This is a genomic window from Mycobacterium sp. MAC_080597_8934 (assembly GCF_000523975.1).
Lineage (GTDB): Bacteria > Actinomycetota > Actinomycetes > Mycobacteriales > Mycobacteriaceae > Mycobacterium > Mycobacterium avium.
In genome coordinates, this window is sequence record NZ_JAOS01000002.1 from 59209 (window position 1) to 85400 (window position 26192).

Here is a 26192-nt window from a genome sequence, read left to right on the forward strand (position 1 = left end):
CGTCGCGGCGGCGGTAGGATTAAAACGCCAGAAATCGCCGCGATCGGCCAGAACTTCAGAAGGCAGGCATCGAAAACCACGTGACGCCCCGCGACACCAGCGCTGCTGACGCAGCCGGAGCCCTCCAGGCCGACGCTCAAGTTCGCATCAGCATCGATGTTCCGCCCGACATCGTCATGGGCCTGCTGGGTTCGGCAGACGAGAACCTGCGCGCCCTGGAACGCAGCGTGATCGCCGACCTGCACGTGCGCGGCAACGCCATCACCATCTCCGGTGAGTCCGCCGATGTCGCCCGCGCCGAACGGGTGATCTCCGAGCTCGTCGCGATCGTCGCCAACGGCCAGGTGCTGACGCCGGAGGTGGTCCGGCACAGCGTCGCCATGCTGGCCGGCACCGACAACGAGTCACCGGCCGAGGTACTGACGCTGGACATCTTGTCCCGGCGCGGCAAGACGATCCGGCCCAAGACCCTCAACCAGAAGCGCTACGTCGACGCCATCGACGCCAACACCATCGTGTTCGGGGTCGGCCCGGCCGGCACCGGCAAGACCTATCTGGCGATGGCCAAGGCGGTCAACGCGTTGCAGACCAAACAGGTCAGCCGCATCATCTTGACCCGGCCGGCGGTGGAAGCCGGTGAGCGCCTTGGCTTTCTGCCGGGCACGCTGAGCGAGAAGATCGACCCGTATCTGCGGCCGCTGTATGACGCCCTGTACGACATGATGGACCCCGAGGTGATCCCGAAGCTGATGTCGGCCGGGGTCATCGAGGTGGCGCCGCTGGCCTACATGCGCGGCCGCACCCTGAATTCGGCGTTCATCGTGCTCGACGAGGCCCAGAACACCACCGCCGAGCAGATGAAGATGTTCCTCACCCGGCTGGGTTTCGGGTCCAAGATCGTCGTCACCGGCGACATCACCCAGGTCGACCTGCCCGGCGGCGCCACGTCGGGCCTGCGCTCGGCGATGGAGATCCTGGACCGCGTCGACGACATCCACGTCGCCGAGCTGACCAGCGTGGACGTGGTGCGCCACCGGCTGGTGTCGGAGATCGTCGACGCCTATGCGAAGTTTGAAGAGCCCGGCCTGACCATGAACCGGGCGGCGCGACGGGCGTCGGGCTCGCGCGGTCGTCGATGATGGTGTGCGGTGAGCGGGATCTATGAGCATTGAGGTGTCCAACGAGTCGGGTATCGACGTCTCCGAAGCCGAGCTGATCAGCGTCGCACGGTTCGTCATCGCCAAGATGGACGTCAATCCGGCGGCCGAGCTGTCCATGGTGCTGCTGGACACCGCGGCGATGGCCGATCTGCACATGCGCTGGATGGACCTGCCCGGGCCGACCGACGTGATGAGCTTCCCGATGGACGAGCTGGAGCCGGGCGGCCGCCCGGATGCCCCGGAGCCGGGGCCCGCGATGCTGGGCGACATCGTGCTGTGCCCGGAATTCGCCGCCGATCAGGCGGCCGCGGCCGGGCACAGCCTGGGGCACGAGTTGGCGCTGCTGACCATCCACGGGGTGCTGCATCTGCTCGGCTACGACCACGGCGAGCCGGACGAGGAAAAGGAGATGTTCGCCCTCCAGGACCGGTTGCTCGAGGAATGGGTGGCCGATCAGGTGGAGGCCTACCACCAGGACCGCCAGCAGGAGCGCGACCGCCGATTGCTGGACAAGTCAAGGTATTTCGACAACTGATGCCCGCAAAATTGAGCCGACTCCGGATTCTGGCGGCCGCCGCGATCGCTTTCGCGCCGTTGTCGGTGGTGGTCGACGGCCCGGTGGCGCAGGCGGCGCCGTGTGCCGGCGCCGGGTCGAACCCGGTCTCCTGCCAGCACTGCATGTTCTACGTGAACGCCTACCACACCGCCAACGTGTGCAACGAGGACCGGCGGGGGGTGCAGGGCCCGCCGAGCAACGCGCCCACCCGGCCCCCGGAAGTGCCGGTGCCGGCTTACGAGCCGCCCCCGATCCCGGTGCCGGTGCAAAGCCCGCTGGTGTTGCCGCCGCCCAACGCGGGCCAGGGCGCCGTGCCGGTGCTCGAGATCAATCCGCCCGGGCCCGACGCGCCGCGCGACGCCCCCGTGGTGGCACCGCCCCGCGGCCTGGATGCGCCGTCGCTGGCGATCGCCGCGGCCAAGGCCGCCCCGGTGACCCGCGTCGACCCGGCCAACCCGCCCAAATCGCCCACCCAGGTGGACTTCAACCAGCAGGTGCAGAACGTGGTGGCCGCGCACCGGGAAAACGTCGACGTGCTCAAGGTCGACGAGCAACGGCTGATCCGCCCCCGCCACTGGGACTACATCGATTACGACGACGCCTACCGCCGCCCCACCCTCTACAACCCGCTCAATTCGGCGGTCACCTTCCGCTACTTCTACAACGGCGCCTACCAGCAGGCCTACCTGGCGCGCGGCGCGCGGATGGTGCTCGACGCCGCGACGGTCGGCGTGGTCCCGTTCACCGCGGTCGGCGACAGCTATGTGGCCGCGGGCAGCTTCTACGGCGGCGGATCGATCCCGCTGAACGGCTACAACGGCCCCCCGCCGCCGGACTACAAGCCGCCGGCGCCGCCGAAGCTGTACGAGAACGTGACGGCCTTCATCCCCGCCAAGGGTGAGACCGTCGAAGTCGGCCACGTGGCGGTGGTGGGTCACGACGGCAGCCAACCCGCGGGCAGCCAGGACACCTTCCTGCTCGACGACTCCACCCTGGCCTGGGGCCAGATCGACAACTCCAGCAGCGCCCCGGCCCAGATCCGGGTGATCAAGACCCAACCGCTGCCGGGCGCCGGGCCGACCGACGACGGCGGCTTTTTGGTGCTGCTGGCGGTCCACCACCAGGAGCCCGGTCAGCCCAGGCAGTCCGGGTGGGGTCTGGCGCTGCGGTTCGGGGGCTTCGCGGTGGTGGTGGGCGTGATCGCCTGGCTGCTGGCCCGCCGGAGCCGGTCCGAGGAGCAGAACGCCGATTCATGACCGGCTGGTCTGAGTTGCTGGGTGCGGTGGCGTTGATCGCCTTGGGCGGCCTGTTCGCGGCGATCGATGCGGCCATCAGCACGGTGTCGCTGGCCCGGGTGCAGGAGCTGGTGCGTGACGAGCGGCCCGGCGCGGTGGCGCTGTCCAAGGTGATGTCCGAGCGGCCCCGCTACATCAACCTGGTGGTGCTGCTGCGGATCACCTGCGAGATCACCGCGACCGTGCTGCTGGTGGTGTTTCTCTACGACAACTTCGGGCTCAGGTGGGGGCTGTTCGGCGCCGCCGCCATCATGGTGGTGACCAGTTTCGTGGTCATGGGGGTGGGTCCGCGCACCCTGGGCCGTCAGAACGCCTATTCCATCGCGTTGACGACAGTTCTTCCGCTGCAAGTCATTTCATGGCTGCTGATGCCGATCAGCCGGTTGCTGGTGGTGCTGGGTAATGCGGTCACTCCCGGCCGGGGGTTGCGCAACGGGCCGTTTGCCTCCGAGATCGAGCTGCGCGAGGTCGTCGACCTGGCCCAGCAACGCGGCGTGGTCGCCGCCGAGGAACGCCGCATGATCCAGTCGGTGTTCGAACTCGGTGACACCCCGGCCCGTGAGGTGATGGTGCCGCGAACCGAGATGATCTGGATCGAGAGCGACAAATCGGCGAGCCAGGCGATCAACCTGGCGGTGCGCAGCGGGCACTCGCGCATCCCGGTGATCGGCGAGAACGTCGACGACATCGTCGGGGTGGTGTACCTCAAAGACCTTGTGCAGCAGGCGCTCTTACCCGGCGGCAGCGGCCGGGCCACACCGGTGTCGCAGGTGATGCGGCCCGCCGTCTTCGTGCCGGACTCCAAGCCGCTGGATGCGTTGCTGCGGGAGATGCAGCGCGACCGGAACCACATGGCGCTGCTGGTCGACGAGTACGGGGCGATCGCCGGGCTGGTCAGCATCGAAGACGTGCTGGAGGAGATCGTCGGCGAGATCGCCGACGAATACGACCAGGCCGAGACCGCACCGATAGAAGACCTGGGCGACAAGCGGTTCCGCGTGTCGGCGCGGCTGCCCATCGAAGACCTCGGCGAGCTCTACGGCGTGGAGTTCGACGACGATCTCGACGTCGACACGGTGGGCGGCCTGCTCGCCCTGGAGCTGGGTCGGGTGCCGCTGCCCGGCGCCGAGGTGATATCGCACGGCTTGCGGCTGCACGCCGAAGGCGGCACCGATCACCGCGGCCGGGTGCGGGTGGGCACCGTGCTGCTCAGCCCGGTCGAATCCGACGGGTCACCCGACGGTGAGGAACCCGAGCATCATGACTGAATTCCGTTCCGGCTTCGTGTGTTTGGTCGGGCGCCCCAACACCGGGAAGTCCACGCTGACCAACGCGCTGGTCGGCACCAAGGTCGCGATCACCTCGATGCGGCCCCAGACCACCCGGCACACCATCCGCGGCATCGTGCACCGGGAGGACTTCCAGATCATTCTGGTGGACACGCCGGGTCTGCACCGTCCCCGCACCTTGCTGGGCAAGCGGCTCAACGACTTGGTGCGCGACACCTACGCCGAGGTCGACGTGATCGGGCTGTGCATCCCGGCCGACGAGGCGATCGGCCCGGGTGACCGCTGGATCGTCGAGCAGATCCGCGCCACCGCGCCGAAGACGACGCTGGTCGCCATCGTCACCAAGATCGACAAGGTACCCAAGGACCGGGTGGCCGCGCAGTTGGTCGCGGTCAGCGAATTGGTCGGCGACTCAGCCGAGATCGTTCCGGTCTCGGCGGTGACCGGGGCGCAGGTCGACATCGTGATCGACGTGCTCGCCGCGGCGCTGCCGCCCGGCCCGGCCTACTACCCCGACGGGGAGCTGACCGACGAGCCCGAGGAGGTGCTGATGGCCGAGCTCATCCGGGAGGCCGCCCTCGAGGGTGTTCGCGACGAGCTGCCGCATTCGCTGGCGGTGGTCATCGACGAGGTCAATCCCCGGGAGGACCGCGACGATCTGATCGACGTGCACGCGCTGCTCTACGTCGAACGCGACAGCCAGAAGGGCATCATCATCGGCAAAGGGGGCGCGCGGCTGCGCGAAGTCGGCACCGCCGCGCGCGCCCAGATCGAGAAGCTGCTCGGCACCAAGGTGTATCTCGACCTGCGCGTCAAGGTCGCCAAGAACTGGCAAAGCGATCCCAAACAGCTTGGCAGGCTGGGCTTTTAGCGGGATTTGGTCGGTACGCGCAATCCTGGCCGGTGCGCGGCCGCGACTGCACCCGAACGGACCGGGCGGGCTGCGGGCATCGCTGGGGGCCGACGTGCCGGTGGACGAGGTGACCGGCGAGGTGCGCCAGTTGCTCGGGTGAAGCCTCAGGCGAGCACCCGGATGGTCTGCAGCGACGGATCGGCCGCGTCGGGCAGGTTCATCCCCGCGGCCACACCGGAGCAAAGGTAGTCCAGCACAGCATCATTGAGCCGCTCGCCGGGGACGACGGCGGGGATGCCCGGGGGATAGGGCGTGATCTGTTCGGCGGCGATCCGGCCGGCGGCGGTTTTGGTCGGCACCTCCTGCACCCGCCCGAAAAACGCGTCGCGCGGCAATTCGACCGTCTCCAACTGCATTTCGGCCGGCGACGGCAGCGCGATCCGGGGGGCGGGGTCGAAGTCCTGCGCCGCGGTGCGCCACGCCCGCAGCGCATCGGTGAGACGGCCCAGCGTCTCCTTGTCGTCGGCCATGGACAAGGTGGCCAGGATGCGGCGGTGGTCGCTCATGCCCACGTCGATGCGCGCGTGCTCGCGCAGCCAGTCGGCGGCCTGATAACCCGATGTGCCGGTGCCGCATACGTCGATCAGCACCTGCATGCGGTCCAGGTCGTGGGACGCCTGCACGCCCAGCAGCTCGTCGTCGAGCACCTCCACATCGGGAATGAGCTCGATCTCGTCGCGCACCTGCCGCGCCAAATCCAATGCGGCGCCGAGCAATTGGTGACCGTGCTGCACCATCTGCCGGCGCCAGCCATCCATCGCCGCGTAGATCAGGACGTTGGGGCTGGTGGTCATCAGCAGATCCGCGCACGCCGAGAGGCGGTCCCGGTCGATGAGGTCGCCCTGGACGTGGAACACCGAGCCCTGCTCGAAACCGGCGCCCATCTTGTGCACGCTGACCACGCACACGTCGGCGCCGGCATCCATCGCCCAGGTCGGCAGGTCCTCGTGGAACGGCAGGTGCGCCCCCCACGCCTCGTCGAGGATCAACGGCTTGCCCCGCCGATGACACACCTCGGCGATGCCGGCGATGTCGGCGCAGGTGCCGTACGGGCTGGGGCTGACGACCAGCGCACCGGCGGCATCGGGATGCTTGTCCCAGGCCTCTTCGACCTGCTGCGGCGAGGCGGATGAGAAAAGTGGCGCTCGGCGTCCCAGCGGGGAGTGATCCAGCGCGGCTGCACCCCGGAGAAGATCAGCCCCGCCACGATCGACTTGTGGCTGTCCCGGCCGACCAGCAGGCTGCCCGGCCACCGGCCACCGCCATCATCGCCGCGCGCACCGACAGGGAGCTGCCGCAGGTGGAGAACCAGGCGATCTCGGCGCCGACGGCCTCGGCCGTCAGGTCCTCCGCGCGCTGCAGGTAGCCGTTGCTGGTGCGACGGTCGTCGAGCCCGCCGCTGGCCAGCACGTCGTCGAGAAAGGGCTCGCGGCCCAGCACCGCGAGGACCCGATCGTCGGTGCCGCGGCCCTGCCGGTGCCCGGGCGGCGCGAACCCGTACCGGTTCTTGTCGCGATAGTCGGCCAGCGCGTTGAGCAAAGGTGCGTCGGATTGGTCCATTGCGCTCGGATACCCCGGTTGTGCACGGCCGACTCGCCGCGGCCGGCCGCCGGCGCGCTCGTCGCGGGCGGCCGTCACCCGGTGGGCGCGGGCTGGCCGGGGGCGGGGGGAGTGTCGGCGCTCTGGTCCCACCAGGGCTGCGGCTGTTTGCTCGCCCACCCGGACACCGCCTCCAACTCGGCGGCCAGCGAGATCAGCATGCCCTCGCTGTTGGCCGGGCCCATCAGCTGCACGCCGATCGGCAGGCCGTCGGAGGTGAAGCCGGCCGGAACGTTGATGGACGGCCAGCCCAGCACGTTCCACGGGAAGGTCAGCGGGCACGCCGCGATCATGGCGCGGTCAGTGCCGAAGCCGCTGAGCCGGTCGAAGGCGCGGGCCAGCGGCGGGGGTTGCGCGGTGGTCGGCGCCAGCACCACGTCGACGATGTCGAAGATCGAGCCCACCCGGCGCTGGTCGGCGGCCTCGTGGCGGCGGGCGCTGCGCAGGATCGCCTGTCCCAGCAGATGACCCAGCCGCAAGTTGGCCACCGTGCGAGGGTCCAGAACCACGCCGTCGCCCAACCGCTCCTCCCAGTCCCGCAGGCCGGCGGTGGAGCGGGCGAGAAAATCCCACGACAGCCGCATGCCGTAGTCCGGGTTGCCCGGCACCACGGTGTGGCCCAGCAGCTCGAGTTGCTTGCCCACCGCACGGGTCGCGGCCAGGATCTCCGGATGCAGCTTCGGCCGGAACCCTGTGTAGGGGAACCGGGTCGACAGCGCGATGTTCAACGGCCCGGGCGCCTTGCCCACATAGTCGGAGGCGGTGATCGGGGGCGGTTTGTGCCGGTCGCCGTCGACGTTGCCGGACGCCGCGTCGAGCACCAACGCCGCGTCGGCCACCGTGCGGGCCAGCACGCCGTTGACCGTGATCCCGTTGAACGCCTCCGGCAGCGGCCAGGTCGAGATGCGTCCGCGCTGCGGCTTGATGCCCACCAGGTGCGTCCACGCCGCCGGGATGCGGATGCTGCCGGCGCCGTCGGACCCGATGGCCGCGGTCACCAGGCCCGCGGCCACCGCCGCGGCGCTGCCGCCCGACGATCCGCCCGGGGTGTGCCGGCGCGACCAGGGATTGCGGGTGTGCCCGAAGCCCGGTCCGCTGGTGAACGGCCATTGCCCGAGTTCACAGGTGTTGGTTTTGCCGACGATCACCGCGCCGGCGGCCTTGAGGCGGCGAACCACCTCGGCATCGTGCGTGGCGGGCGGCACCGAGCCCTCGGTGCCGAAGGCGGTGGGCACGCCGGCAATGTCGACGTCGTCCTTGACGGCGATCGGAATGCCCAGCAGCGGGGCGGTGTCCCCGGCCGCGCGGCGCCGATCGGCCTCGGCGGCGTCGGCCAGCGCCGACTCGGTGAGCACCACCCGGAAGGCGTTCAGCGTGGGCTGGCTGGCATGGATGGCGTGCAGCGAGCGACCCACCAGTGTGGTGGAACTCACCGACCGGCTGGCCAGCTGATACAGCAGGTCAGTCAGGGTGGGCAGGCGCCGGTTGCCGGATCCAGAACCCGAGCCGGAAAGCGCCCCGGAACCCGACTCAGAAGCGCCAATCACGGGGTACGAGACTAACGGCGCGGATCCCCGCAATGTCGCGGCGGGGTGCAAAACTATTGGGATGCGGCTGTATCGAGACCGAGCTGTTGTGCTGCGCCAGCACAAGCTCGGCGAAGCCGACCGGATCGTCACCCTGTTGACCCGGGACCACGGGCTGGTTCGCGCGGTGGCCAAGGGGGTACGCCGCACCCGCAGCAAATTCGGCGCGCGGCTGGAGCCGTTCGCCCATATCGACGCGCAGTTGCATCCGGGCCGCAACCTCGACATCGTCACCCAGGTCGTCTCGATCGACGCGTTCGCCACCGACATCGTCAGCGATTACGGCCGCTACACCTGCGCGTGCGCGATGCTGGAAACCGCCGAACGCCTCGCCGGTGAGGAGCGCGCCCCCGCCCCGGCCCTGCACGGGCTCACGGTGAGCGCGTTGCGGGCGGTGGCCGACGGCCGCCGGTCCCGGGACCTGCTGCTGGACGCCTACCTGTTGCGCGCGATGGGCATCGCCGGATGGGCGCCGGCGCTGACCGAGTGCGCCCGCTGCGCCACCCCCGGCCCGCATCGGGCGTTCCACGTCGGCGCCGGCGGCAGCGTGTGCCCGCACTGCCGCCCGGCCGGTTCGACGACACCGCCTCCCGGCGTGCTGGACCTGATGTCGGCGTTGCACGACGGCGACTGGGAGTTCGCCGAGCAGACGCCGCAATCGCACCGCAACTACGTCAGCGGCCTGGTGGCCGCGCACCTGCAATGGCATCTGGAGCGCCAGCTCAAGACGTTGCCGCTCGTCGAGCGGACCTATCACATCGACCGCACCATCGCCGACCAGCGCGCCACGCTGATCGGGCAGGATATGGACTGTGGTTAGAGCCGAGCGCGCCCCGAAGTCGACCGGCTTCCCGCAGCTGCCCCCGGCGCCCGACGACTACCCGGTGTTCCCGGACAAGTCGACGTGGCCGGTGGTCTTCCCCGAGTTGCCGCCGTCGCCCGGCGGCGGGCCGAGCCGGCCGCCGCAGCACATCTCCAAGGCGGCAGCGCCGCGCATCCCCGCGGACCGACTGCCCAACCACGTGGCCATCGTGATGGACGGCAACGGCCGCTGGGCCACCGAACGGGGCATGTCACGCACCGACGGCCACAAGGCCGGCGAGGCGGTGGTCATCGACATCGTCTGCGGCGCAATCGAAATCGGCATCAAGTGGCTCAGCCTGTACGCCTTTTCCACCGAGAACTGGAAGCGGTCCCCCGAAGAGGTCCGGTTTTTGATGGGCTTCAACCGCGACGTGGTGCGGATGCGACGGGTGAACCTGAACACGATAGGGGTCAAGATCCGCTGGGTGGGTTCGCGGCCCCGGCTGTGGCGCAGCGTGATCAACGAATTGGCGATCGCCGAGGAGATGACCAAGCGCAACGACGTCATCACCGTCAACTACTGCGTCAACTACGGGGGCAGGGCCGAAATTGCCGAGGCCACAAAGGAAATCGCCCGGCTGGCCGCCGCCGGCCGGTTGAACCCCGAGCGCATCACCGAGTCCACCGTGGCGCATCACCTGCAACGGCCCGACATCCCCGATGTGGACCTGTTCTTGCGGACCTCGGGGGAGCAGCGGTCCAGCAACTTCATGTTGTGGCAGGCCGCCTACGCCGAATACATCTTCCAGGACAAGTTGTGGCCCGACTACGACCGCCGCGATCTGTGGGCCGCCTGCCAGGAATACGCTTCCCGCAACCGCAGATTCGGGAGCGCATAATGTCCTCGCTGCAAGAGCGTCTGGCATCGGTGCTGCGCGAGGTGCTGCCGTCGCAGGAGGAATCCGACGGCGCGCTGACCGTCCACCACCAGGGCACCATCGCCTCGCTGCGGGTGGTCAACATCGCCGAGGACCTCGACCTGGTGTCGCTCACCCAGATCCTGGCCTGGGACCTGCCGCTGACCAAGAAGGTCAGCGACCACGTGGCCAGGCAGGCCCGGGATGCCAACTTCGGCAGCGTGAGCGTGGTCGAGAAGGTCAACAAGACTGCGGTGCAGCGCAATTCGGGCAAGAACACCGCCAAGCTCGCCGACGTGATGCTGCGCTACAACTTTCCCGGCGCCGGCCTGACCGACGACGCGCTGCGCACCCTGGTGTTGCTGGTGCTCGATACCGGCGCCCGGATCCGTCACACCCTGACCGATTGAGTCCTTCCCGCCTGCCGAGCGTGAAGCTAGTTTCACGCTCGACCGCGAACGTGAAACTAGCGTCACGTTCGGCGCGGTTTACCGGCACTCCGAGCAGGTGCCGAAGATTTCGATGGTGTGGCTGACGTCGGAGAAACCGTGCTTGGCGGCCACCGCGGTGGCCCACTCCTCGACCTCGTGATCGCCCACCTCGATGGTGGACCCGCAACTGCGGCACACCAGGTGGTGGTGATGGTGCTCGGAACATCGGCGGTACACCGACTCGCCGGTGTCGGTGCGCAGCGTGTCGATCAGGCCCGCGGCGGCCATCGACTGCAGCGTGCGGTAGACGGTGGTCAGCCCGATGTTCTCGCCACGGCGGCGCAGCTCGTCGTGCAGCTCCTGGGCGGAGCGGAAGTCGTCGACGGTCTCCAGCAGGGTGGAGATCGCGGCACGCTGCCGGGTGGAGCGGACACTGACTCCTGCCCCGTCGCCGGACGGCGTCATGGGCGCGGCTCTTCGCCGGCGTGGGCGACGGCGTCGACCACGATGTGCGCGAGGTGATGATCGGCGAGCCGGTAGAGCACCTCGCGTCCGGACCGCTCCCCGGCGACCACACCGGCCGCCTTGAGGATCTTCAGGTGCTGGCTGACCAGCGGCTGGGGCACCCCGAGCGCGTCGACCAGCTCGTGCACGCAGCGATGGGACTGGCGCAACTGCAGCACGATCGCGATCCGCACCGGCGCCGCCAGCGCCCGCAACAGCTCGCCGGCGGCGTCGAGGATGTCCCGCGGCGGCGGGACGGGGTAGTCGGCCGGACCGGGGTGGCCCGCGGCGGCGAGCCCGTCGTGGTCGTGGGCGGGCAGGCCCGGCTCCGGTCCCATGTCGCCGTCGGTGGCTGCCGGCATCGAAGCAGGTGAGGGGGACATCGTCATGGGAGCGGCATCACCTCGAGAATTGCCAGGTAGTGGGAAAGCATCCGCCGTTGAGTATCGCGACCGGCCGGCTTCCACTGTCACATGCATGATGACGCATGTCAAAGGTGGCGGGGCCGATCGCTACCATGACTGATGCTCTGCGCACCGCGGTCGATCGCCGCGCGTGCCCGCCCGAACCCGGAAAGGGAGTGCACCGCCTCGTGGCGTCCGTCATCGACACCGTAGTGAACCTGGCCAAACGGCGCGGCTTCGTCTATCCCTCGGGGGAGATCTACGGTGGCACCCGCTCGGCCTGGGACTACGGCCCGCTGGGCGTGGAGTTCAAGGAGAACATCAAGCGGCAATGGTGGCGCTCGGTGGTCACCGCCCGCGAGGACGTCGTCGGCCTGGATTCGTCGATCATCCTGCCCCGCCAGGTGTGGGTGGCCTCCGGCCATGTCGAGGTCTTCCACGACCCGCTGGTCGAGTCGTTGATCACCCACAAGCGCTACCGCGCCGACCATCTCATCGAGGCCTACGAGGCCAAACACGGCCACCCGCCGCCCAACGGGCTGGCCGACATCCGCGACCCGGACACCGGCGAACCCGGCCGGTGGACCGAACCGCGCGAGTTCAACATGATGCTCAAGACCTACCTCGGACCCATCGAGACCGAGGAAGGCCTGCACTATCTGCGCCCGGAGACCGCGCAGGGTATTTTCGTCAACTTCGCCAACGTGGTGACGACCGCACGCAAGAAGCCGCCGTTCGGTATCGGCCAGATCGGCAAGAGCTTTCGCAACGAGATCACCCCGGGCAACTTCATTTTCCGCACCCGCGAGTTCGAGCAAATGGAAATGGAGTTCTTCGTCGAGCCCTCGACCGCCAAGGAATGGCATCAGTATTGGATCGACACCCGGCTGCAATGGTATGTCGAATTGGGTATCGATCCGCAGAACCTGCGGCTGTTCGAGCATCCCGCCGACAAGCTGTCGCACTACTCCGACCGCACCGTCGACATCGAGTACAAGTTCGGCTTCGCCGGTAACCCGTGGGGCGAGCTGGAGGGGGTCGCCAACCGCACGGACTTCGACTTGTCCACGCACTCAAAGCATTCCGGGGTCGACCTGTCCTTCTACGACCAGGCCACCGACTCCCGCTACATCCCGTACGTGATCGAGCCGGCGGCCGGCCTGACCCGGTCGTTCATGGCCTTTCTGATCGACGCCTACGTCGAGGACGAGGCGCCGAATGCCAAGGGCAAGATGGAAAAGCGCACCGTGTTGCGGCTGGACCCGCGGCTGGCTCCGGTCAAGGCGGCGGTGCTTCCGCTGTCGCGGCACGCCGACCTGAGTCCCAAGGCCCGCGACCTGGCGGCCGAGCTGCGCCGGTTCTGGAATATCGAATTCGACGACGCGGGCGCCATCGGCCGGCGGTATCGGCGCCAGGACGAGATCGGCACACCGTTTTGCGTGACGGTGGATTTCGACTCGCTGGAGGACAACGCCGTGACGGTGCGCCGGCGCGACGACATGTCCCAGGAGCGGATCGGCATGGACGCCGTGGCCGACTACCTGTCGGCGCGGCTCAAGGGCTGCTAGCGCCGTCGTCGCCGACGCCTCCGCAGGACCGGATTCGGGAAATAAGGTTTGCGTAAATTCCGGCTTCCAACGCTAAGGGTGCCTTAGGATCTGCTCTGGGGCATAAGTCGATAACTAGTCGCCATGGGCGGATGTCGGGCCGTCCGTTGCAGGAGCCGTTAACTCGGCCGGTTGGGGTTGCGAATGATTCCCGCGTTTGTGTTCTTCCCTCCCGAGATCAACTCGGCCCTGATTGCGGGAGGCGCGGGCTCCGGACCCCTATTCGAGGCGGCCTCGGCCTGGGACGGGCTGGCCGCCGAATTGTCGTCGTCGGCGTCGTCATTCCAAACCGTGGTGACGGATTTGGCGGCGGGTCCGTGGATGGGGCCGTCGTCGGTGGCCATGACCGCGGCCGCTGCGCCCTATGTGCAGTGGCTGATCATCGCAGCGGCCCAGGCGGAAGTGGCCGCGTTGCAGGCCCGGCTGGCGGCGCTGGCCTTCGAGGGGGCGTTGGTGGCGACGGTCCCGCTGCCGGCGGTGCTGGCCAATCGGGCCAGGCTGCTGGTGTTGATCGCGACGAATTTCTTCGGCCAGAACACGGCGGCGATCGCGCAGACCGAGCTCGAGTACGTCGAGATGTGGTTGCGGGACGTGGCCGCCATGCTCGGGTATCACGCCGGCGCGCAATCGGCGGCGCAGGCCCTGCCGGCGTTCACGGTGCCCCCCGCCGGCCTGGGCGGCGGCGCGGCGTCCGCGGGCCTGGGCGGCCTGGCCGGGTTGGTGAGCGCACCGCTGAGCTTCGCGTCGCAGTTCTTCGAGGGCCTGTCCTCGCTGGGAACGGCGTTCGCCACCCAGCTGCAGTCCGTGTTGGCGGCGCTGCCGCCGGCGGTGTCGTCGCTGACCTCGTTGATCACCTCGACGCCAGTGGCGACGTTGACATCGGTGGCGCAGGCCGGGATGTATCCGGCCACCGCGCTGATGACGCCCATGGTGACGCTGGCCCAAAGCACCGCCCCGGCGGCGGCGCCGGCGGCGACACCCGCGCCGGCGCTGGTGAACACCGCCAAGATGCCCGTCGAGACCCCGCATGCCGCCGCCAACCCATTGGCCGACCTGCAGCCGCTGGCCGGTGGCGGGCTGGGCGCCCTGGGGGTGGCCTCGGCGGGCCTGGGCACCGCGCGGTTCGTCGGGGCGATGGCAGTCCCGCCGACCTGGCAGGGGTCGATGCCGGCGTACATCGCCACCCCCGCGATGTCGGGCGCGCCCGGCGCGGCGCCGATGACGGCGGCGACAACGGGTTCGACCGGTTCGAGCAGCGGCGTGCCGGTGACCGCGATGGCGGTGGGGGACAAGAAGCCCGAGGGCGAGGACCGCGCGACCCGGGCGGAGGTGGTGCGGTCCCGGCCGAAGGTGGTGCCCCGAAACCGGCCCGGATAACGCCGCGCGGTGCCGCTGTGGCAGATGTGCATGAAGTGCATTGCGGCGCGAATTCGGAATTCTTCGGCCGGCGCGAAAACCGCGCACCGGCAAAGCCGAATTCGTCCGCCGTGTCGGTCAAACCGGAGCCCGGCGCCCGCTGCCCGCGGTGTCCCTGCCTCGCCCCGCAAGACGTCCCCGCGGTCGCCGGCCCGTCCGGCGCTCGGGGTTGCCCCGACCCCGCACGCCGTTCCCGGGCAGCGGAACCCCGTGCACGGCAAGGGTTTTAGCGCTGCCGGCGCGTACGAGGGATTAGCGCGGGCACCGGTCGGCGGCGTGTCGCGCTGCGACGGTGCACCGCCCGGGGCCGGACGGCGGCGGCCGATGCCGTTCGCCACACGCGTAACGTAAGGAAAATCAGCAATTCCCGCATATTCTCTTCAGTTTGTCTTACGATGTGAACCGGTTGGTGTAAATAGGTTCGCCACAGCGTCCGAACGCTTCGATCGGCTGTGGAAGGGGGCAGGGGTGCTGTTGCCTCTTGGTTCGCCGTTGCCGGATGACACGGTGTCGGCAGTACGCGGTGAGTCAGGCGTGCTGGGTGGCTTGTCGGTCCCACTCAAATGGGGCGTGGCCGTTCCACCCGACGACTACGACCACTGGGCGCCGAAGCCGGAAGCGAGCGCCGAGGCCGTCGAGGAGACGGCCGAGATGCCCCGCCCGACCGCGGTCGCCGACGGGGTCTGGAGCGGGTGGGACGGCGAAGCCGTACCGCGCACCGCGGGCGTTATACCGCATTCCCCGGCCGCCGGCTGAGCCCCGCTAGCACCGAAAGTCCCTGCGGGGGCTGGTTTCTGGTCGCTCAGAATCGGCCGCCGCCACCCAGGACACCGCCGCCGGAGGAACTCGTGCTGCCGCCGAACGACGCCGGGCTCCAGCCGCCGAACCCGCCGCGCATGCCCGAGCTCAGCAGGTCGCCGATGATGATGCCGCCGAGCATCGCGCCCATGTCACCGCCCCCGCCGCGCGGATAGGCGCGTCGCGCCGCTTGCACGTCGCCGTTGGCCAGCGACTGGGCCTCGGCGGCCAGCGTCGACGCCGCGTTGGCGTGCGCGATCGCATCGGCCGGGTCCGTCGCCCGCCTGTCCGCCGCGGCGTGCAAGTGCCGTTGCGCCTCGGCCAGCCGGGTGCGGGCCTCCGGCCCGATGCTGCCCCGGCGGGTGTCGATGTAGTCGGAGACCGCCCGCACCCGCGATTGCGCGGTGAACAGCGCCTGCTCCAGCGACCGGGCGAGTCGCTCGGCGGCGGCCCGCTCCTGAGCCACGGCGGCCAGCACCGCGTTGAGGCCCGCGTCGGCCTTGGTCAGCTGCCCGAACGCGCCCAGCGGATCGTCGGGCGCACCGGCGCGTGCGCCCTCGACGGCCCTGGTGGCCGCGTCGCGCGCGGCGGCCAACTCGGCGGCGTGGCCGGATTTGGTGTCGCGGGTGGCGGCCAGTAACTCCGCGGCGCGCTTGATGTCGTTTTCGATATCGGCCATCGCCGAAGGCAATTGGTCGATCGCGTGCCGGATGTCACCGGCCGCGTGGTCCACCGCGTCGAGTAGCGACCGGGCCTGCCCGAGCGCCGACTCGGCGGCGCGCACCGCGTCCACCAATCGGCCTTGCTGTCCGCTGACGGCCTGGCCGGCGAGCTCGCGGGCGGTGCCGATGTTGCGGTCGGCGAACGCCAGCCGCTCCTTGGCCGCCGTGACATTGCCGGACACCGAAGTCAGTGCGGCAGCGCTGAACTCGTTGTGCAGCGCCGCCAGCTGTTGCTCGGCCGGGCCGATGCGGGCGGTCAGTTCGACGTACTGCTGCGTCAGCCCGTCCAGCCGCGACGGGGCGTTGATCACCAGATCGCGCAGGCCCTCGAAGGCCTCGGTCTGCGATTCCAGTTCGCGGTCGGCGCGCGCCGCCGACACGATCACCTGGGTGAGCAGCTCGCGGCGCTGCGCGGGTGTCTCCGGCATGCCGTCATCCAATTGCTGGCGCACCGTAAACGCTTGGGAGAGAGCGGCTTTGGCGTTGGTGACGGCCTGGGTGAACGGTTGGGTGCGCTGGTCGCCGAATTCGGCGACGGCCAGGTCCAGTTCGTTGGCGCTGGTGCGCAACGCGTTGTCGACGTCGACCACCAGCGCGCGGGACAGGTCGTCGAGTGTCGGCAGCGGCAGCGCGGCCAGCGCGTCGAGGTCGGTGGGGTCGAGGCGGCGCGCCGCGGCCAATGCGGCGGCCCGGCGGCGCCGCCCGCGATAACGCATGACCAGCAGCAGACCCATCACCGCGACGAGAAGGGCCGCCAGCGTCGCCAGCAGGATCACCCGGCCCGACGAGCCGGGCGCGGTGTCGAGCCCGGTGGCCGCGGCCACCGCCGCGCCGCTCCAGTCGCCGTCGTGCAGGGCGGGTTCGATCTTGTTGTGCCGCAAGGCGTCGACTCGACTCTGGTTGACGCCCCTGATGGTGGGCGGCACCAGGAAGGCGTAGGCGCGGTCGGTGGTGGCGACGGCCAGCAGCGCGTCGTAGTCGCCCAGGTCGCTGGTGCGCAGGGTGTCTTGTGCCCACCGGGTCGCGGTCTGCCCGGAGAAGGTGTCGACGTAGACCACCCACAGCCGGATGTGGCGGTCGGTGTAGAGCTTGTCGACGGCGGTGGTGATCGCCTTACGGCCGGAATCCGATAGCACTCCGGCGGTGTCGGTGAGGTAGTCGGACAAGCGCAGTGGTGGTTGCGCGCCGGCCGGCGGTGCCAGCAGACCCGCGCTGAGGCCGACCGTGAGGAGCGCGGCGAGCACGGCGAGCAGGCGAGCTGTGCGCATAGGGTCAATCTAGCCCCGCGACGATTCGGGCCGGAGGGCCCGATGAGGAGTGGGGCAATCGAACACAGCCCCGCGACGATTCGGGCCGGAGGGCCCGAGTCGAGCCGGACTCGGGCGGGCATTCCCTGGCAGACTGTGCGTCGGTGACCAGGAATCAGCACGACCCCTACGACGACTTCGACCGTCAGCGACGGGTGGCCGAAGCGCCCAAGACTGCGGGTCTGCCGGGCACCGAAGGTCAGCACCGTACCGACTTCGCCCGCGACCGCGCCCGCGTGCTGCACAGCGCCGCGCTGCGCCGCTTGGCCGACAAGACCCAGGTCGTCGGGCCGCGAGAGGGAGACACGCCGCGTACCCGGCTGACGCACTCGCTCGAGGTCGCTCAGATCGGTCGGGGGATGGCGGTGGGGCTGGGCTGCGATCTCGACCTCGTCGAGCTCGCGGGGCTGGCCCACGACATCGGCCACCCGCCCTACGGCCACAACGGCGAACGCGCGCTCGACGAGGTCGCCGCGGCATACGGCGGGTTTGAGGGCAACGCCCAGAACTTCCGGATCCTGACCAGCCTCGAGCCCAAAGTTCTTGACGCACAAGGAAATAGCGCCGGGTTGAACCTGACGCGCGCGTCACTGGATGCGGTGATCAAATATCCGTGGCGGCGCGGCGAAGGCCCCGGGACAAGCAAGTTCGGTTTCTACGACGACGACCGGGAAGCGGCGGCCTGGGTGCGCGCCGGCGCCCCGGCCGGCCGGATGTGCCTGGAAGCGCAGGTGATGGACTGGGCCGACGATGTCGCCTATTCGGTGCACGACGTCGAGGACGGCGTCGTCTCGCAACGCATCGACCTGCGGGTGCTCGCCGACGACGACGAGGCCGCGGCCCTGGCCAAACTGGGCGAGAGCGAATTCTCCCGGGTGGGCGCCGACGACTTCATGGCCGCCGCGCGCCGGCTGTCGGCCCTGCCGGTGGTCGCCGCCGTCGGCAAGTACGACGCCACGCTGGCCTCCTCGGTGGCGCTCAAACGGTTGACCAGTGAGCTGGTCGGCAGGTTTGCCTCGGCCGCCATCGCCACCACACGCGCGGCCGCCGGACCCGGGCCGCTGGTGCGCTACCGCGCCGAGCTCGCGGTCCCCGATCTGGTCCGCGCCGAGGTGGCCTTGCTGAAAATCCTGGCGCTGCAGTTCATCATGTCCGATCCCCGCCATCAACAGACCCAGGCCGGGCAGCGTGAACGCATCCACCGGGTGGCGCACTGGCTGTATGCGGGGGCGCCGCGAACGCTGGATCCGGTCTTTGCCGCCGCGTTCAACACCGCGGCCGATGACGGCGCCCGGTGGCGGGTGATCGTGGATCAGATCGCCTCCTACACCGAGGGCCGGCTGGAACGCATCGACGCCCGCCAGGCCGGTCCGTAGCGCCGCGCAGGCGACAAGTCGCGCGGCCCGGGAAGCGGCGCGGGCGCGGCGAGTTAGGCTCCCCGATATGAAGAAAATCAGCGGCTCGCCCTGCATCGCCACCCTCTTGATGGGGCTTCCGGTTCTCGCCATGACCGCGTGCAGTTCACCGCAGCACGCGAGCACCCAGCCGGGCACCACTCCGCCGGTGAAAAGCGCCGCACCCACGTCCTCCGGTGCGACGACCACCCCGGCGCCCGGCGGCGGGGCGCTGACCGCGGAACTGAAGACGCCCGACGGCCGGTCGGTGGCCACCGCGACCTTCGACTTCACCGGGGGCTACGTCACCGTCACGGTGAAGACGGTGACCAACGGCGTCCTGACGCCCGGCCTGCACGGCCTGCACGTGCACGAGATCGGCAAGTGCGAGCCGAACTCGGTGGCCCCCACCGGCGGTGCGCCCGGGAACTTCCTGTCCGCCGGCGGTCACTACCAGGCCCCCGGCCACACCGGCAAGCCGGAAAGCGGCGATCTGGCCACGCTGCAGGTGCGCCAGGACGGCGCGGCCTATCTGGTCACCACCACCGATGCGTTCACCCGCGACGAGCTGTTGGCCGGTAACAAGACTGCGTTGATGCTGCACGGCGCCGAGGACACCGAGAACGCGATGGACCGGGTTGCCTGCGGTGTCATCGGTACCGGATAGCTTTTCCGTACCCGGCGCGCTGCGCGCCTTACACTGAGCCGATGTCCAGCCCGGCAGGTTCACGCGCCCCGGGCGATGGCCGTGCCCGGGGCCGGGGCCGGATTCCCGACCGCGACATCGCCGCCATCCGCGAACGGGTGCGCATCGATGAAGTGGTCGGCGATTACGTCCAATTGCGGCGTGCCGGTGCGGATTCGCTCAAGGGCCTGTGCCCGTTCCACGACGAGAAGTCGCCGTCGTTTCACGTCCGCCCCAATCACGGGCACTTCCACTGCTTCGGCTGCGGCGAGGGCGGCGACGTGTACGCGTTCCTCCAGAAGATCGAGCACGTCAGCTTCGTCGAGGCCGTCGAACTGCTCGCCGACCGGATCGGCCACACGATCACCTACTCCGGCCCGGCCACCAGCGTGCAGCGCGACCGCGGCAGCCGCAGCCGGCTCATCGCGGCCAACGCGGCCGCGGCGGAGTTCTACGCGGCGGCGCTCGAGTCCGACGAGGCGGCGCCGGCCCGCCAGTATCTGACCGAACGCAACTTCGATGCCGAGGCGGCCCGTCACTTCGGGTGCGGATTCGCACCGTCGGGCTGGGATACGCTGACAAAACACCTGCAGCGCAAGGGTTTTGAGTTCAAGGAGCTGGAGGCGGCCGGCCTGTCGCGGCAGGGCCGGCGTGGCCCGATGGACCGGTTCCACCGGCGGCTGCTGTGGCCCATCCGCAGCTCGGCCGGCGAGGTGATCGGGTTCGGCGCCCGCCGGCTGTTCGACGACGATCCGATGGAAGCCAAGTACATCAACACGCCCGAGACGCTGCTGTACAAGAAGTCGAACGTGATGTTCGGCATCGATCTGGCCAAACGCGACATCGCCAAGGGCCACCAGGCCGTGGTCGTCGAGGGCTACACCGACGTGATGGCGATGCATCTGGCCGGGGTCACCACTGCGGTGGCCTCCTGCGGCACCGCCTTCGGCGACGAGCATCTGGCGATGCTGCGCCGACTCATGATGGACGACAGCTTCTTTCGCGGTGAACTGATCTACGTCTTCGACGGCGACGCGGCGGGGCGGGCCGCGGCGCTCAAGGCGTTCGGCGGCGAGCAGAACCTGGCCGGGCAGTCCTTCGTCGCGGTCGCGCCGGACGGCATGGATCCCTGCGACCTGCGGCTGCGCTCCGGTGACGCCGCGCTGCGCGACCTGGTGGCCCGGCGAACACCGTTGTTCGAGTTCGCAATCCGGTCGGCGCTCGCCGAGCTGGACCTGGACAGCGCCGAGGGCCGGGTGGCCGCGCTGCGCCGCTGCGTGCCGATGGTGGCCCAGATCAAGGACCCCACGCTGCGCGACGAGTACGCCCGCCAGCTCGCCGGCTGGGTCGGCTGGAGCGACGTCGCGCAGGTCATCGACCGGGTGCGCAGCCAGTCCAAGCACTCCGCCGGCGCGGGCCGCGGCGGCTCCGGCGGCAGGGTCTCCCGCCGCGCCGAGCAGTCCGCCGCCCGGCCGGTCCCGCCGCCAGCCGTCCCGACCCCCGCGATCCCACCCTGTGGCCGCAGCGGGAGGCACTCAAGTCGGCGTTGCAGTACCCGGCGCTGGCCGGGCCGGTGTTCGACTCGCTGACCGTCGAGAGCTTCACCCATCCCGGGTACGCCGCCGTGCGTGCCGCGATCGAGGCGGCCGGCGGCACGTCGAGCGGTGTCACCGGCGGGCAGTGGATCGAGGCGGTGCGCGACCGGGCCTCCTCGCCGCTGACGGCGGGGCTGATCAGCGAACTGGGTGTCGAGGCCATCCAGGTCGACGACGAGAAGCTGCCGCGCTACATCGCCGGCGTGCTGGCCCGGCTGCAGGAGGTGTGGATGGGCCGGCAGATCGCCGAGGTCAAGTCGAAGCTGCAGCGCATGTCGCCCATCGAGCAGGGCGACGAATACCACGCGCTGTTCGGCGACCTGGTGGCGATGGAGGCCTACCGGCGCAGCCTGTTGGAGCAGGCTAGCGGGGACGATTAGACGGCGCCAGGGCCTCGTCGGCCGGCTCGGCCTCGCGTTCCATGATGGCGGTCCGGTCGTCGATCTGCGTCAGCGTGACGAACCCGGCGTCGGGCGAGATCCGATTCGCGATCTTGCGCCGGCCCCCTTCGATCACCGACTTGGCCACCGGGCTGCTGGTCAGCGCGCGGTAGGTGCCGACGATCTGCTCGTATCGGCGCCGCCCGGCCTTTGAGCCCAGCACATACCCCAGTCCAAGCACCACGACATACCGGATCAAAGCGTTCCTCCCGACTATCGATGGCTCCATCCTGCCTCACCGGATGGGGTGCAGGCGTCCGCGATCGCCACGGTATGCCACGGGTCACGCTAGTTGGGTGCGGTCGTGCCAGTACGCTAGAGTCGTCCCGCGATCGGGTTAGTCCCCTGTAGCTCAATTGGCAGAGCATTCGGCTGTTAACCGAAGGGTTCCTGGTTCGAGTCCAGGCGGGGGAGCACTTTCTGCAGCGCCCGGCGTCGGTGAGCACGAATCACTTGGGAGACCCGATGGAGTTCCTGGTTGCCGCGACGACCCAGGTTCCCGACGGCACCCCCGCGGAAGCGGTCGACGACCTGCGGGCCCGGGAATCCGCACGCTGCCGTGAGCTGGCTCGGCAGGGGCAGTTGCTGCGCTTGTGGCGCGCGCCGTCGCCGCCCGGCCGGTGGCGCACGCTGGGCCTGTTCGCCGCGGCCGACGACAACGCGCTGGAACAGCTGCTCGCCTCGACGCCGCTGCGGGCGTGGCGCACCGAGGAGGTGACGCCGCTGCCGGTGCACCCGAACGACCCGACCGCACGCCTGATCACCCCGGAGCCGGTTTCGGGCGGGGCTGCCGAGTTTCTGCAGGCCATCACCATCCGGGTTCCCGCCGACGCGCCGCAGCGGGTGGTCGACGACGTGCTGGCCCGTGAGGCCGAGCGCGCCGGCGAGCTGGGCGCGCAGGGCTGCCTGCAGCGGCTGTGGTGGCTGCACTCCGGCCCGGGCGAGCCGCGCGTGCTGGCGCTGTGGCGCACCGCGGACACCGAGAGCCTGGCGGCCGTGCTGCGCTCGCTGCCGCTGCACGCCTGGCTGCAGGTGGACACCACGACGCCGCTGCACACCCATCCGGACGACCCGGTCAGCGGCTCACTGGCGGGCCGTTAGCGAATCATCCTGTCGCGCACTGGCTTTCCAGGTCAGCGCCGGGAGCGCTGCCCTGAGCCGGCGCCAGGCCGAGATGCTCGCGCAGCGTAATGCCGCGGTATTCGGCGCGGAAGCTGCCGCGCTCTTGCAGCAGCGGCACCACCTTGTCGACGAACTCGTCGAGACCGTGCGGCGTCAGGTGCGGCACCAGGATGAAGCCGTCGCAGGCATCCGACTGCACGTAGTGGTCGATCTCGGCGGCCACCTGCTGCGGCGTTCCGACGAACTGCTGACGGCTGGTCACCTCGATGATCAGCTCCCGGATCGACAGGTTCTCGGCCCGTGCCCGGGCCCGCCAGGTCTCGGCGACCGTCTTGGGGTCGCCGTGCCGGACCCGGCCGCGGGTGATGGTCGGATTCTCGACGGGCTCGACGTCGGGCAGCGGCCCGTCGGGGTCGTAGGCCGACAGGTCGACGCCCCACACCTGCTCGAGGAACGCGATCGCGGTCGGGCCGCTGACCTGCTGCTCGCGGATGTGGCGGGCGTTGTCCGCCGCCTCGGCGGGGTGTCGCCCAGCGCGAACGTCGCACCGGGCAGCACCTTGAGCTGCTCGGGGTCGCGCCCGTGGGCGGCGGCGCGGCTTTTCACGTCGGCGTAGTAGCGCTGCCCCGCCTCGAGCGACCCGTGCAGCGTGAACAGGGCGTCGGCGTGCTTGGCGCCGAAGTCCCGGCCGTCGCTGGAGTCGCCGGCCTGCAGCAGCACCGGGTGGCCCTGCGGCCCGGCGGGCAGCGAGGCCACACCGCGCACGTCGAATTGCCGGCCGTGATGCTCGACGACGCCGATGCGCGCGGGATCGGCGTAGGTTCCGGCGTCGACGTCGGCGATCACCGCGCCGGGTGACCAGCTGTCCCAGAACTTTCGGGCCACGGTGATGAATTCCTCGGCCCGGCGGTATCGGTCGGCGTGGGCGAGGAATCCGCCGCGGCGGAAGTTCTCCCCGGTGAACGCGTCGGAGGAGGTGACCATGTTCCAGGCCGCGCGCCCGTCCGAGAGGTGGTCCAGCGTCGCGAATTGCCTTGCCACCTCGTAGGGTTCGTTGAAGGTGGTGTTGATGGTGCCGGCCAGTCCGAGGCGTTCGGTGACCGCGGCGAGCGCGGCCAGCACGGTGAAGGTGTCGGGCCTGCCGACGACGTCGAGGTCGTGGATCTTGCCGCGATGCTCGCGCAGCCGCAGACCCTCGGCCAAGAAGAAGAAGTCGAACAGTCCCCGCTCGGCGGTCCGGGCGAGATGCACGAACGATTCGAACGCGATCTGGCTGCCCGCGCTCGGATCGGACCACACCGTGGTGTTGTTCACCCCGGGGAAGTGGGCGCCCAGATGTATCTGCTTGCGGCGACGTGCTTTTCGCGTGGTCATCCGGTGAGCCCCCAGCGTTTGGCGATCAGTTCGTGCGAGCGCAGCCGGTCGGCGTGCCGATGCGTAACCGAGGTGATCACCAGCTCGTCGGCGCCGCTGACCCGGCGCAGCACCTCGAGCCGGTCGGCCACCTCGTCGGGGTTGCCGACGAATTGTGTTGCGGTGCGGTCGGCCACCAGCGCCCGCTGCTCCTCGGTCAACGGATCGCACAGGTCCGGGTCCGGGTAGGGGATCGCGCCCTGGCCGCTGCGGATGGAATACACCCAGTGGCCGTAGCTGGACGCGAGATGGCGCGCGGTGGCGCTGTCCTCGGCGACCACAACGTCGGCCGACACCACCACGTAGGGCCGCGCCAGCCGGGCGGACGGCCGAAAAGCATTGCGGTAGGCCTCGATTGCGTCGAGCGCGGTGCCCGGGGTGATGTGGTAACTCGCGACGAACGGAAGCCCGCGGGCCCCGGCGACCTCGGCGCTCTGGCCGCGGGTGCTGCCGAAGATCCACGGCGTCAGCTCGGCGTGCTCGCCCGGCACCACCTGCAGCCGATGGCCGTTGACGGCATAGCTGCCGTCCAGCATCGCCTCGATGTCGGCGATCTGTTCGCCGAAGTCCGCGGGTTGTGCGCACGGCGGGGCCAGGACCGACGACTGCGCCCGGATCCGTTCGCTTTTCATCAGCGCCGTCTGGTCGAAGGGGGCGGGGATGACGAGCCCGTCCGTCTCCCGCCACGGCCGGGCCTCGGGCGGGGAGGCCGCGGTCGGCGACGCGGCCGCCTCGGCGCGACGCTGCCCGGATCGGCCCAGCCCCATGTCGATTCGGCCGGGATACAGCGCGTCGAGAATGCCGAAGTTCTCCACCACGGCGACCGCGGTGGTGTGGCCGATCTGCACCGCGGCCGTCCCGACCCGGATGCGCGACGTGGCCGCGGCGATCTGGCCGATCAGCGTCACCGGTGCGGAGCTGGCCACCGCGACGAAATGGTGCTCGGCGAGCCAGTACCGGTGATAGCCCCAGCGCTCGGCGTGCCGGGCCAGGTCGATGGTGTTGCGCAGCGCGGTCGCGGCGTCGCAGCCCGCGCTGATCGGCGCGAGGTCCAGGATCGACAGCGGAGTCACGGTCATGACGCCGCCGTCGCGTAGCGGTTCGGGGCGGGCGCCAATCCCAGCCGCTCGCGCAGCGTCTCGCCGTCGCGGTAGCCGGTGCGGAAACGGCCGGCCCGCTGCAGTCGCGGCACCAGGTCGTCGACGATCGCGGGCAGGTCCAGCGCGTTGACCGCCGGCCGCAGCCGCACCCCGTCGACGCCCGCGTCCTGCCAGGCGACCACGAGTTCCGCCAAATCCGTTGCGCTGCCCGCGAATACCCGAGCGTCCGACGAGATGACCGCCGCGGGGGCCAGCGGATGCCCGACCAACGACACCACCAGGTCCGCGTACGCCCGGATCGCCCGGCCCGCGGCCCGTCGCGCCCGGTCGACCTCGGCCAGGATCGCCCGCAGGGAGTCGTCGTCGCGAGGCGTGACGAAGACCAGATCGGCATTGGCGGCGGCGAATTCGTACACCGGGGGCGTGTGCGCCAGCGCCGCCACCACCGGCTGGCCCTGCGGTGGCCGCGGGGTGATGGACGGGCCCTTGACCGAGAAGTACTTGCCGGCGAAGTCGATGTAGTGCAGCTTGTCGCGGTCGATATAGCGACCGGTGGCGACATCGCGGATGACGGCGTCGTCTTCCCAGCTGTCCCAGAGCCGGCGCGCCACCTCCACGGCGTCGGCCGCCTCGTCGAACAGCTCGTCCACCCCGGGAACGGCCCGCCGCCCGAACAACGCCGCTTCCTGCTCGGTCGCGCTCACCCGCACCTGCCAGCCGGCCCGGCCGTGCGAGATATGGTCAAGCGTGGCAATCGCTTTCGACACGTGGAACGGCTCGGTATGGGTGACCGTCGCCACGGGAATCAGGCCGATGTGTTCGGTGACCGGCGCTACCCGGGCCGCCACCAGGGTGGCGTCGGCGCGTCCCACCAGTCGCCGCGGCGAGATCTCGGCCCGGTGGCCCGGCTGCGCGTCCAGGCTGTCGTCGATGGTCAGGAAATCCAGCAGGCCGCGTTCGGCGGTGCGGGCCAGCGCCGCCCAGTATCGGCCGCTGAATTGCCCGCCGCCGGTCGCGTTGTGCGCGAACGCGTATCGCCACGCCTGGGGGTGCCAGCCGTACCCGTCCAGCGCCACGGCCAGGTGCAGCTCGGTCATGACCGACCCCGGAAACGTGTCAACGGCTCACCTTCGCG

General features: G+C 70.0%; 21 protein-coding genes, 1 tRNA gene and 3 pseudogenes. 16 read left to right on the top strand and 9 right to left on the bottom strand.

Annotated features, from left to right (window positions below; all coding sequences use genetic code 11):
- The first annotated feature begins 80 nt into the window (after window positions 1-80).
- Genes NF20_RS02240 through era form a run of 5 tightly spaced genes read left to right on the top strand, consistent with a single transcriptional unit; the run spans window position 81 to window position 5171 of the window.
- Window positions 81-1139, top strand: a complete 1059-nt coding sequence (locus tag NF20_RS02240; RefSeq protein ID WP_010949500.1) for a PhoH family protein — start codon at window positions 81-83, stop codon at window positions 1137-1139.
- Window positions 1140-1161: 22 nt separating this feature from the next.
- Window positions 1162-1695, top strand: coding sequence for an rRNA maturation RNase YbeY (gene ybeY, locus NF20_RS02245; protein ID WP_009976249.1), 534 nt, complete (start codon window positions 1162-1164; stop codon window positions 1693-1695).
- Window positions 1695-2972 (top strand): hypothetical protein, encoded by a 1278-nt coding sequence (locus tag NF20_RS02250; protein ID WP_033713225.1) that lies wholly within the window; start codon window positions 1695-1697, stop codon window positions 2970-2972. The genes ybeY and NF20_RS02250 overlap by 1 nt, the downstream gene beginning before the upstream one ends.
- Window positions 2969-4279 carry a hemolysin family protein gene (locus NF20_RS02255; protein WP_003872523.1) on the top strand — a complete coding sequence of 437 codons (1311 nt, stop codon included), beginning with the start codon at window positions 2969-2971 and terminating at the stop codon, window positions 4277-4279. Before NF20_RS02250 ends, NF20_RS02255 begins: the two co-directional genes overlap by 4 nt.
- A complete protein-coding gene (era, locus tag NF20_RS02260) occupies window positions 4272-5171 on the top strand; it encodes a GTPase Era (protein WP_003878323.1) in 900 nt (299 codons plus the stop codon). Before NF20_RS02255 ends, era begins: the two co-directional genes overlap by 8 nt.
- Before the next feature lie 146 nt (window positions 5172-5317).
- Here era and NF20_RS02265 read toward each other — a convergent pair.
- Window positions 5318-6773 (bottom strand): annotated as a pseudogene (locus NF20_RS02265) (aminotransferase class I/II-fold pyridoxal phosphate-dependent enzyme).
- A gap of 74 nt (window positions 6774-6847) precedes the next feature.
- Window positions 6848-8359, bottom strand: coding sequence for an amidase (locus NF20_RS02270; protein ID WP_023861401.1), 1512 nt, complete (start codon window positions 8357-8359; stop codon window positions 6848-6850).
- Between the two features lie 61 nt (window positions 8360-8420).
- Here NF20_RS02270 and recO point away from each other — a divergent pair, with 61 nt between their 5' ends.
- Genes recO through NF20_RS02285 form a run of 3 tightly spaced genes read left to right on the top strand, consistent with a single transcriptional unit; the run spans window position 8421 to window position 10529 of the window.
- Window positions 8421-9218: a DNA repair protein RecO gene (gene recO / locus NF20_RS02275; protein ID WP_003878322.1), complete on the top strand. Its 798-nt coding sequence runs from the start codon at window positions 8421-8423 to the stop codon at window positions 9216-9218.
- Complete coding sequence (locus tag NF20_RS02280) at window positions 9211-10101, top strand: decaprenyl diphosphate synthase (RefSeq protein ID WP_011724550.1); 891 nt, start codon at window positions 9211-9213, stop codon at window positions 10099-10101. The genes recO and NF20_RS02280 overlap by 8 nt, the downstream gene beginning before the upstream one ends.
- Entirely contained in the window at window positions 10101-10529 is a 429-nt protein-coding gene (locus tag NF20_RS02285) for a hypothetical protein (protein WP_011724551.1), read from the top strand. The genes NF20_RS02280 and NF20_RS02285 overlap by 1 nt, the downstream gene beginning before the upstream one ends.
- 78 nt (window positions 10530-10607) lie before the next feature.
- Here the strand turns inward: NF20_RS02285 and NF20_RS02290 are convergent, their stop codons facing one another.
- Window positions 10608-11015, bottom strand: coding sequence for a Fur family transcriptional regulator (locus NF20_RS02290; RefSeq protein ID WP_011724552.1), 408 nt, complete (start codon window positions 11013-11015; stop codon window positions 10608-10610).
- The gene (locus NF20_RS02295) at window positions 11012-11392 is read right to left on the bottom strand and encodes an ArsR/SmtB family transcription factor (RefSeq protein ID WP_003878320.1); all 381 of its coding nucleotides are present in this window, start codon (window positions 11390-11392) and stop codon (window positions 11012-11014) included. The genes NF20_RS02290 and NF20_RS02295 overlap by 4 nt, the downstream gene beginning before the upstream one ends.
- Before the next feature lie 242 nt (window positions 11393-11634).
- Here NF20_RS02295 and NF20_RS02300 point away from each other — a divergent pair, with 242 nt between their 5' ends.
- From NF20_RS02300 to NF20_RS28855, 3 genes are all read left to right on the top strand, one after another.
- A complete protein-coding gene (locus NF20_RS02300; RefSeq protein ID WP_019732215.1) occupies window positions 11635-13026 on the top strand; it encodes a glycine--tRNA ligase in 1392 nt (463 codons plus the stop codon).
- A 183-nt stretch (window positions 13027-13209) separates the two neighbouring features.
- On the top strand, window positions 13210-14442 hold the full coding sequence (locus tag NF20_RS02305) for a PPE family protein (protein WP_009976265.1): 1233 nt from the start codon (window positions 13210-13212) through the stop codon (window positions 14440-14442).
- 507 nt (window positions 14443-14949) lie between these two features.
- Window positions 14950-15237, top strand: a complete 288-nt coding sequence (locus NF20_RS28855; RefSeq protein WP_029245112.1) for a hypothetical protein — start codon at window positions 14950-14952, stop codon at window positions 15235-15237.
- 46 nt (window positions 15238-15283) lie between these two features.
- Here NF20_RS28855 and NF20_RS02315 read toward each other — a convergent pair whose 3' ends face one another.
- The gene (locus NF20_RS02315; protein ID WP_011724555.1) at window positions 15284-17269 is read right to left on the bottom strand and encodes a TPM domain-containing protein; all 1986 of its coding nucleotides are present in this window, start codon (window positions 17267-17269) and stop codon (window positions 15284-15286) included.
- A 143-nt stretch (window positions 17270-17412) separates the two neighbouring features.
- On the opposite strand from NF20_RS02315, the gene NF20_RS02320 reads away from it, so the two are divergent.
- The 3 genes and pseudogenes from NF20_RS02320 (at window position 17413) to dnaG (ending at window position 21362) form a co-directional block, all read left to right on the top strand.
- Complete coding sequence (locus tag NF20_RS02320) at window positions 17413-18684, top strand: deoxyguanosinetriphosphate triphosphohydrolase (protein ID WP_003872507.1); 1272 nt, start codon at window positions 17413-17415, stop codon at window positions 18682-18684.
- 67 nt (window positions 18685-18751) lie between these two features.
- Entirely contained in the window at window positions 18752-19369 is a 618-nt protein-coding gene (gene sodC, locus NF20_RS02325; RefSeq protein WP_009976271.1) for a superoxide dismutase[Cu-Zn], read from the top strand.
- A gap of 41 nt (window positions 19370-19410) precedes the next feature.
- Window positions 19411-21362: pseudogene (gene dnaG, locus NF20_RS02330) on the top strand (DNA primase).
- Here dnaG and NF20_RS02340 read toward each other — a convergent pair.
- Window positions 21346-21621 carry a hypothetical protein gene (locus NF20_RS02340; protein ID WP_003872504.1) on the bottom strand — a complete coding sequence of 92 codons (276 nt, stop codon included), beginning with the start codon at window positions 21619-21621 and terminating at the stop codon, window positions 21346-21348. The pseudogene dnaG and the gene NF20_RS02340 overlap by 17 nt on opposite strands.
- A gap of 142 nt (window positions 21622-21763) precedes the next feature.
- Here NF20_RS02340 and NF20_RS02345 point away from each other — a divergent pair.
- A tRNA-Asn gene (locus NF20_RS02345) sits at window positions 21764-21836 on the top strand.
- Window positions 21837-21887: 51 nt separating this feature from the next.
- Window positions 21888-22523 carry a muconolactone Delta-isomerase family protein gene (locus NF20_RS02350; RefSeq protein ID WP_009976275.1) on the top strand — a complete coding sequence of 212 codons (636 nt, stop codon included), beginning with the start codon at window positions 21888-21890 and terminating at the stop codon, window positions 22521-22523.
- A gap of 4 nt (window positions 22524-22527) precedes the next feature.
- On the opposite strand, the pseudogene NF20_RS02355 reads toward NF20_RS02350, so the two are convergent.
- The 3 genes and pseudogenes from NF20_RS02355 to NF20_RS02365 all read right to left on the bottom strand — a co-directional run bounded on the left by NF20_RS02355 (window position 22528) and on the right by NF20_RS02365 (window position 26154).
- Window positions 22528-23918: pseudogene (locus NF20_RS02355) on the bottom strand (NtaA/DmoA family FMN-dependent monooxygenase).
- Complete coding sequence (locus tag NF20_RS02360) at window positions 23915-25036, bottom strand: LLM class flavin-dependent oxidoreductase (RefSeq protein WP_024637148.1); 1122 nt, start codon at window positions 25034-25036, stop codon at window positions 23915-23917. The pseudogene NF20_RS02355 and the gene NF20_RS02360 overlap by 4 nt, the downstream one beginning before the upstream one ends.
- Entirely contained in the window at window positions 25033-26154 is a 1122-nt protein-coding gene (locus tag NF20_RS02365; protein ID WP_033713234.1) for an LLM class flavin-dependent oxidoreductase, read from the bottom strand. Before NF20_RS02365 ends, NF20_RS02360 begins: the two co-directional genes overlap by 4 nt.
- Between the last annotated feature and the right edge of the window lie 38 nt (window positions 26155-26192).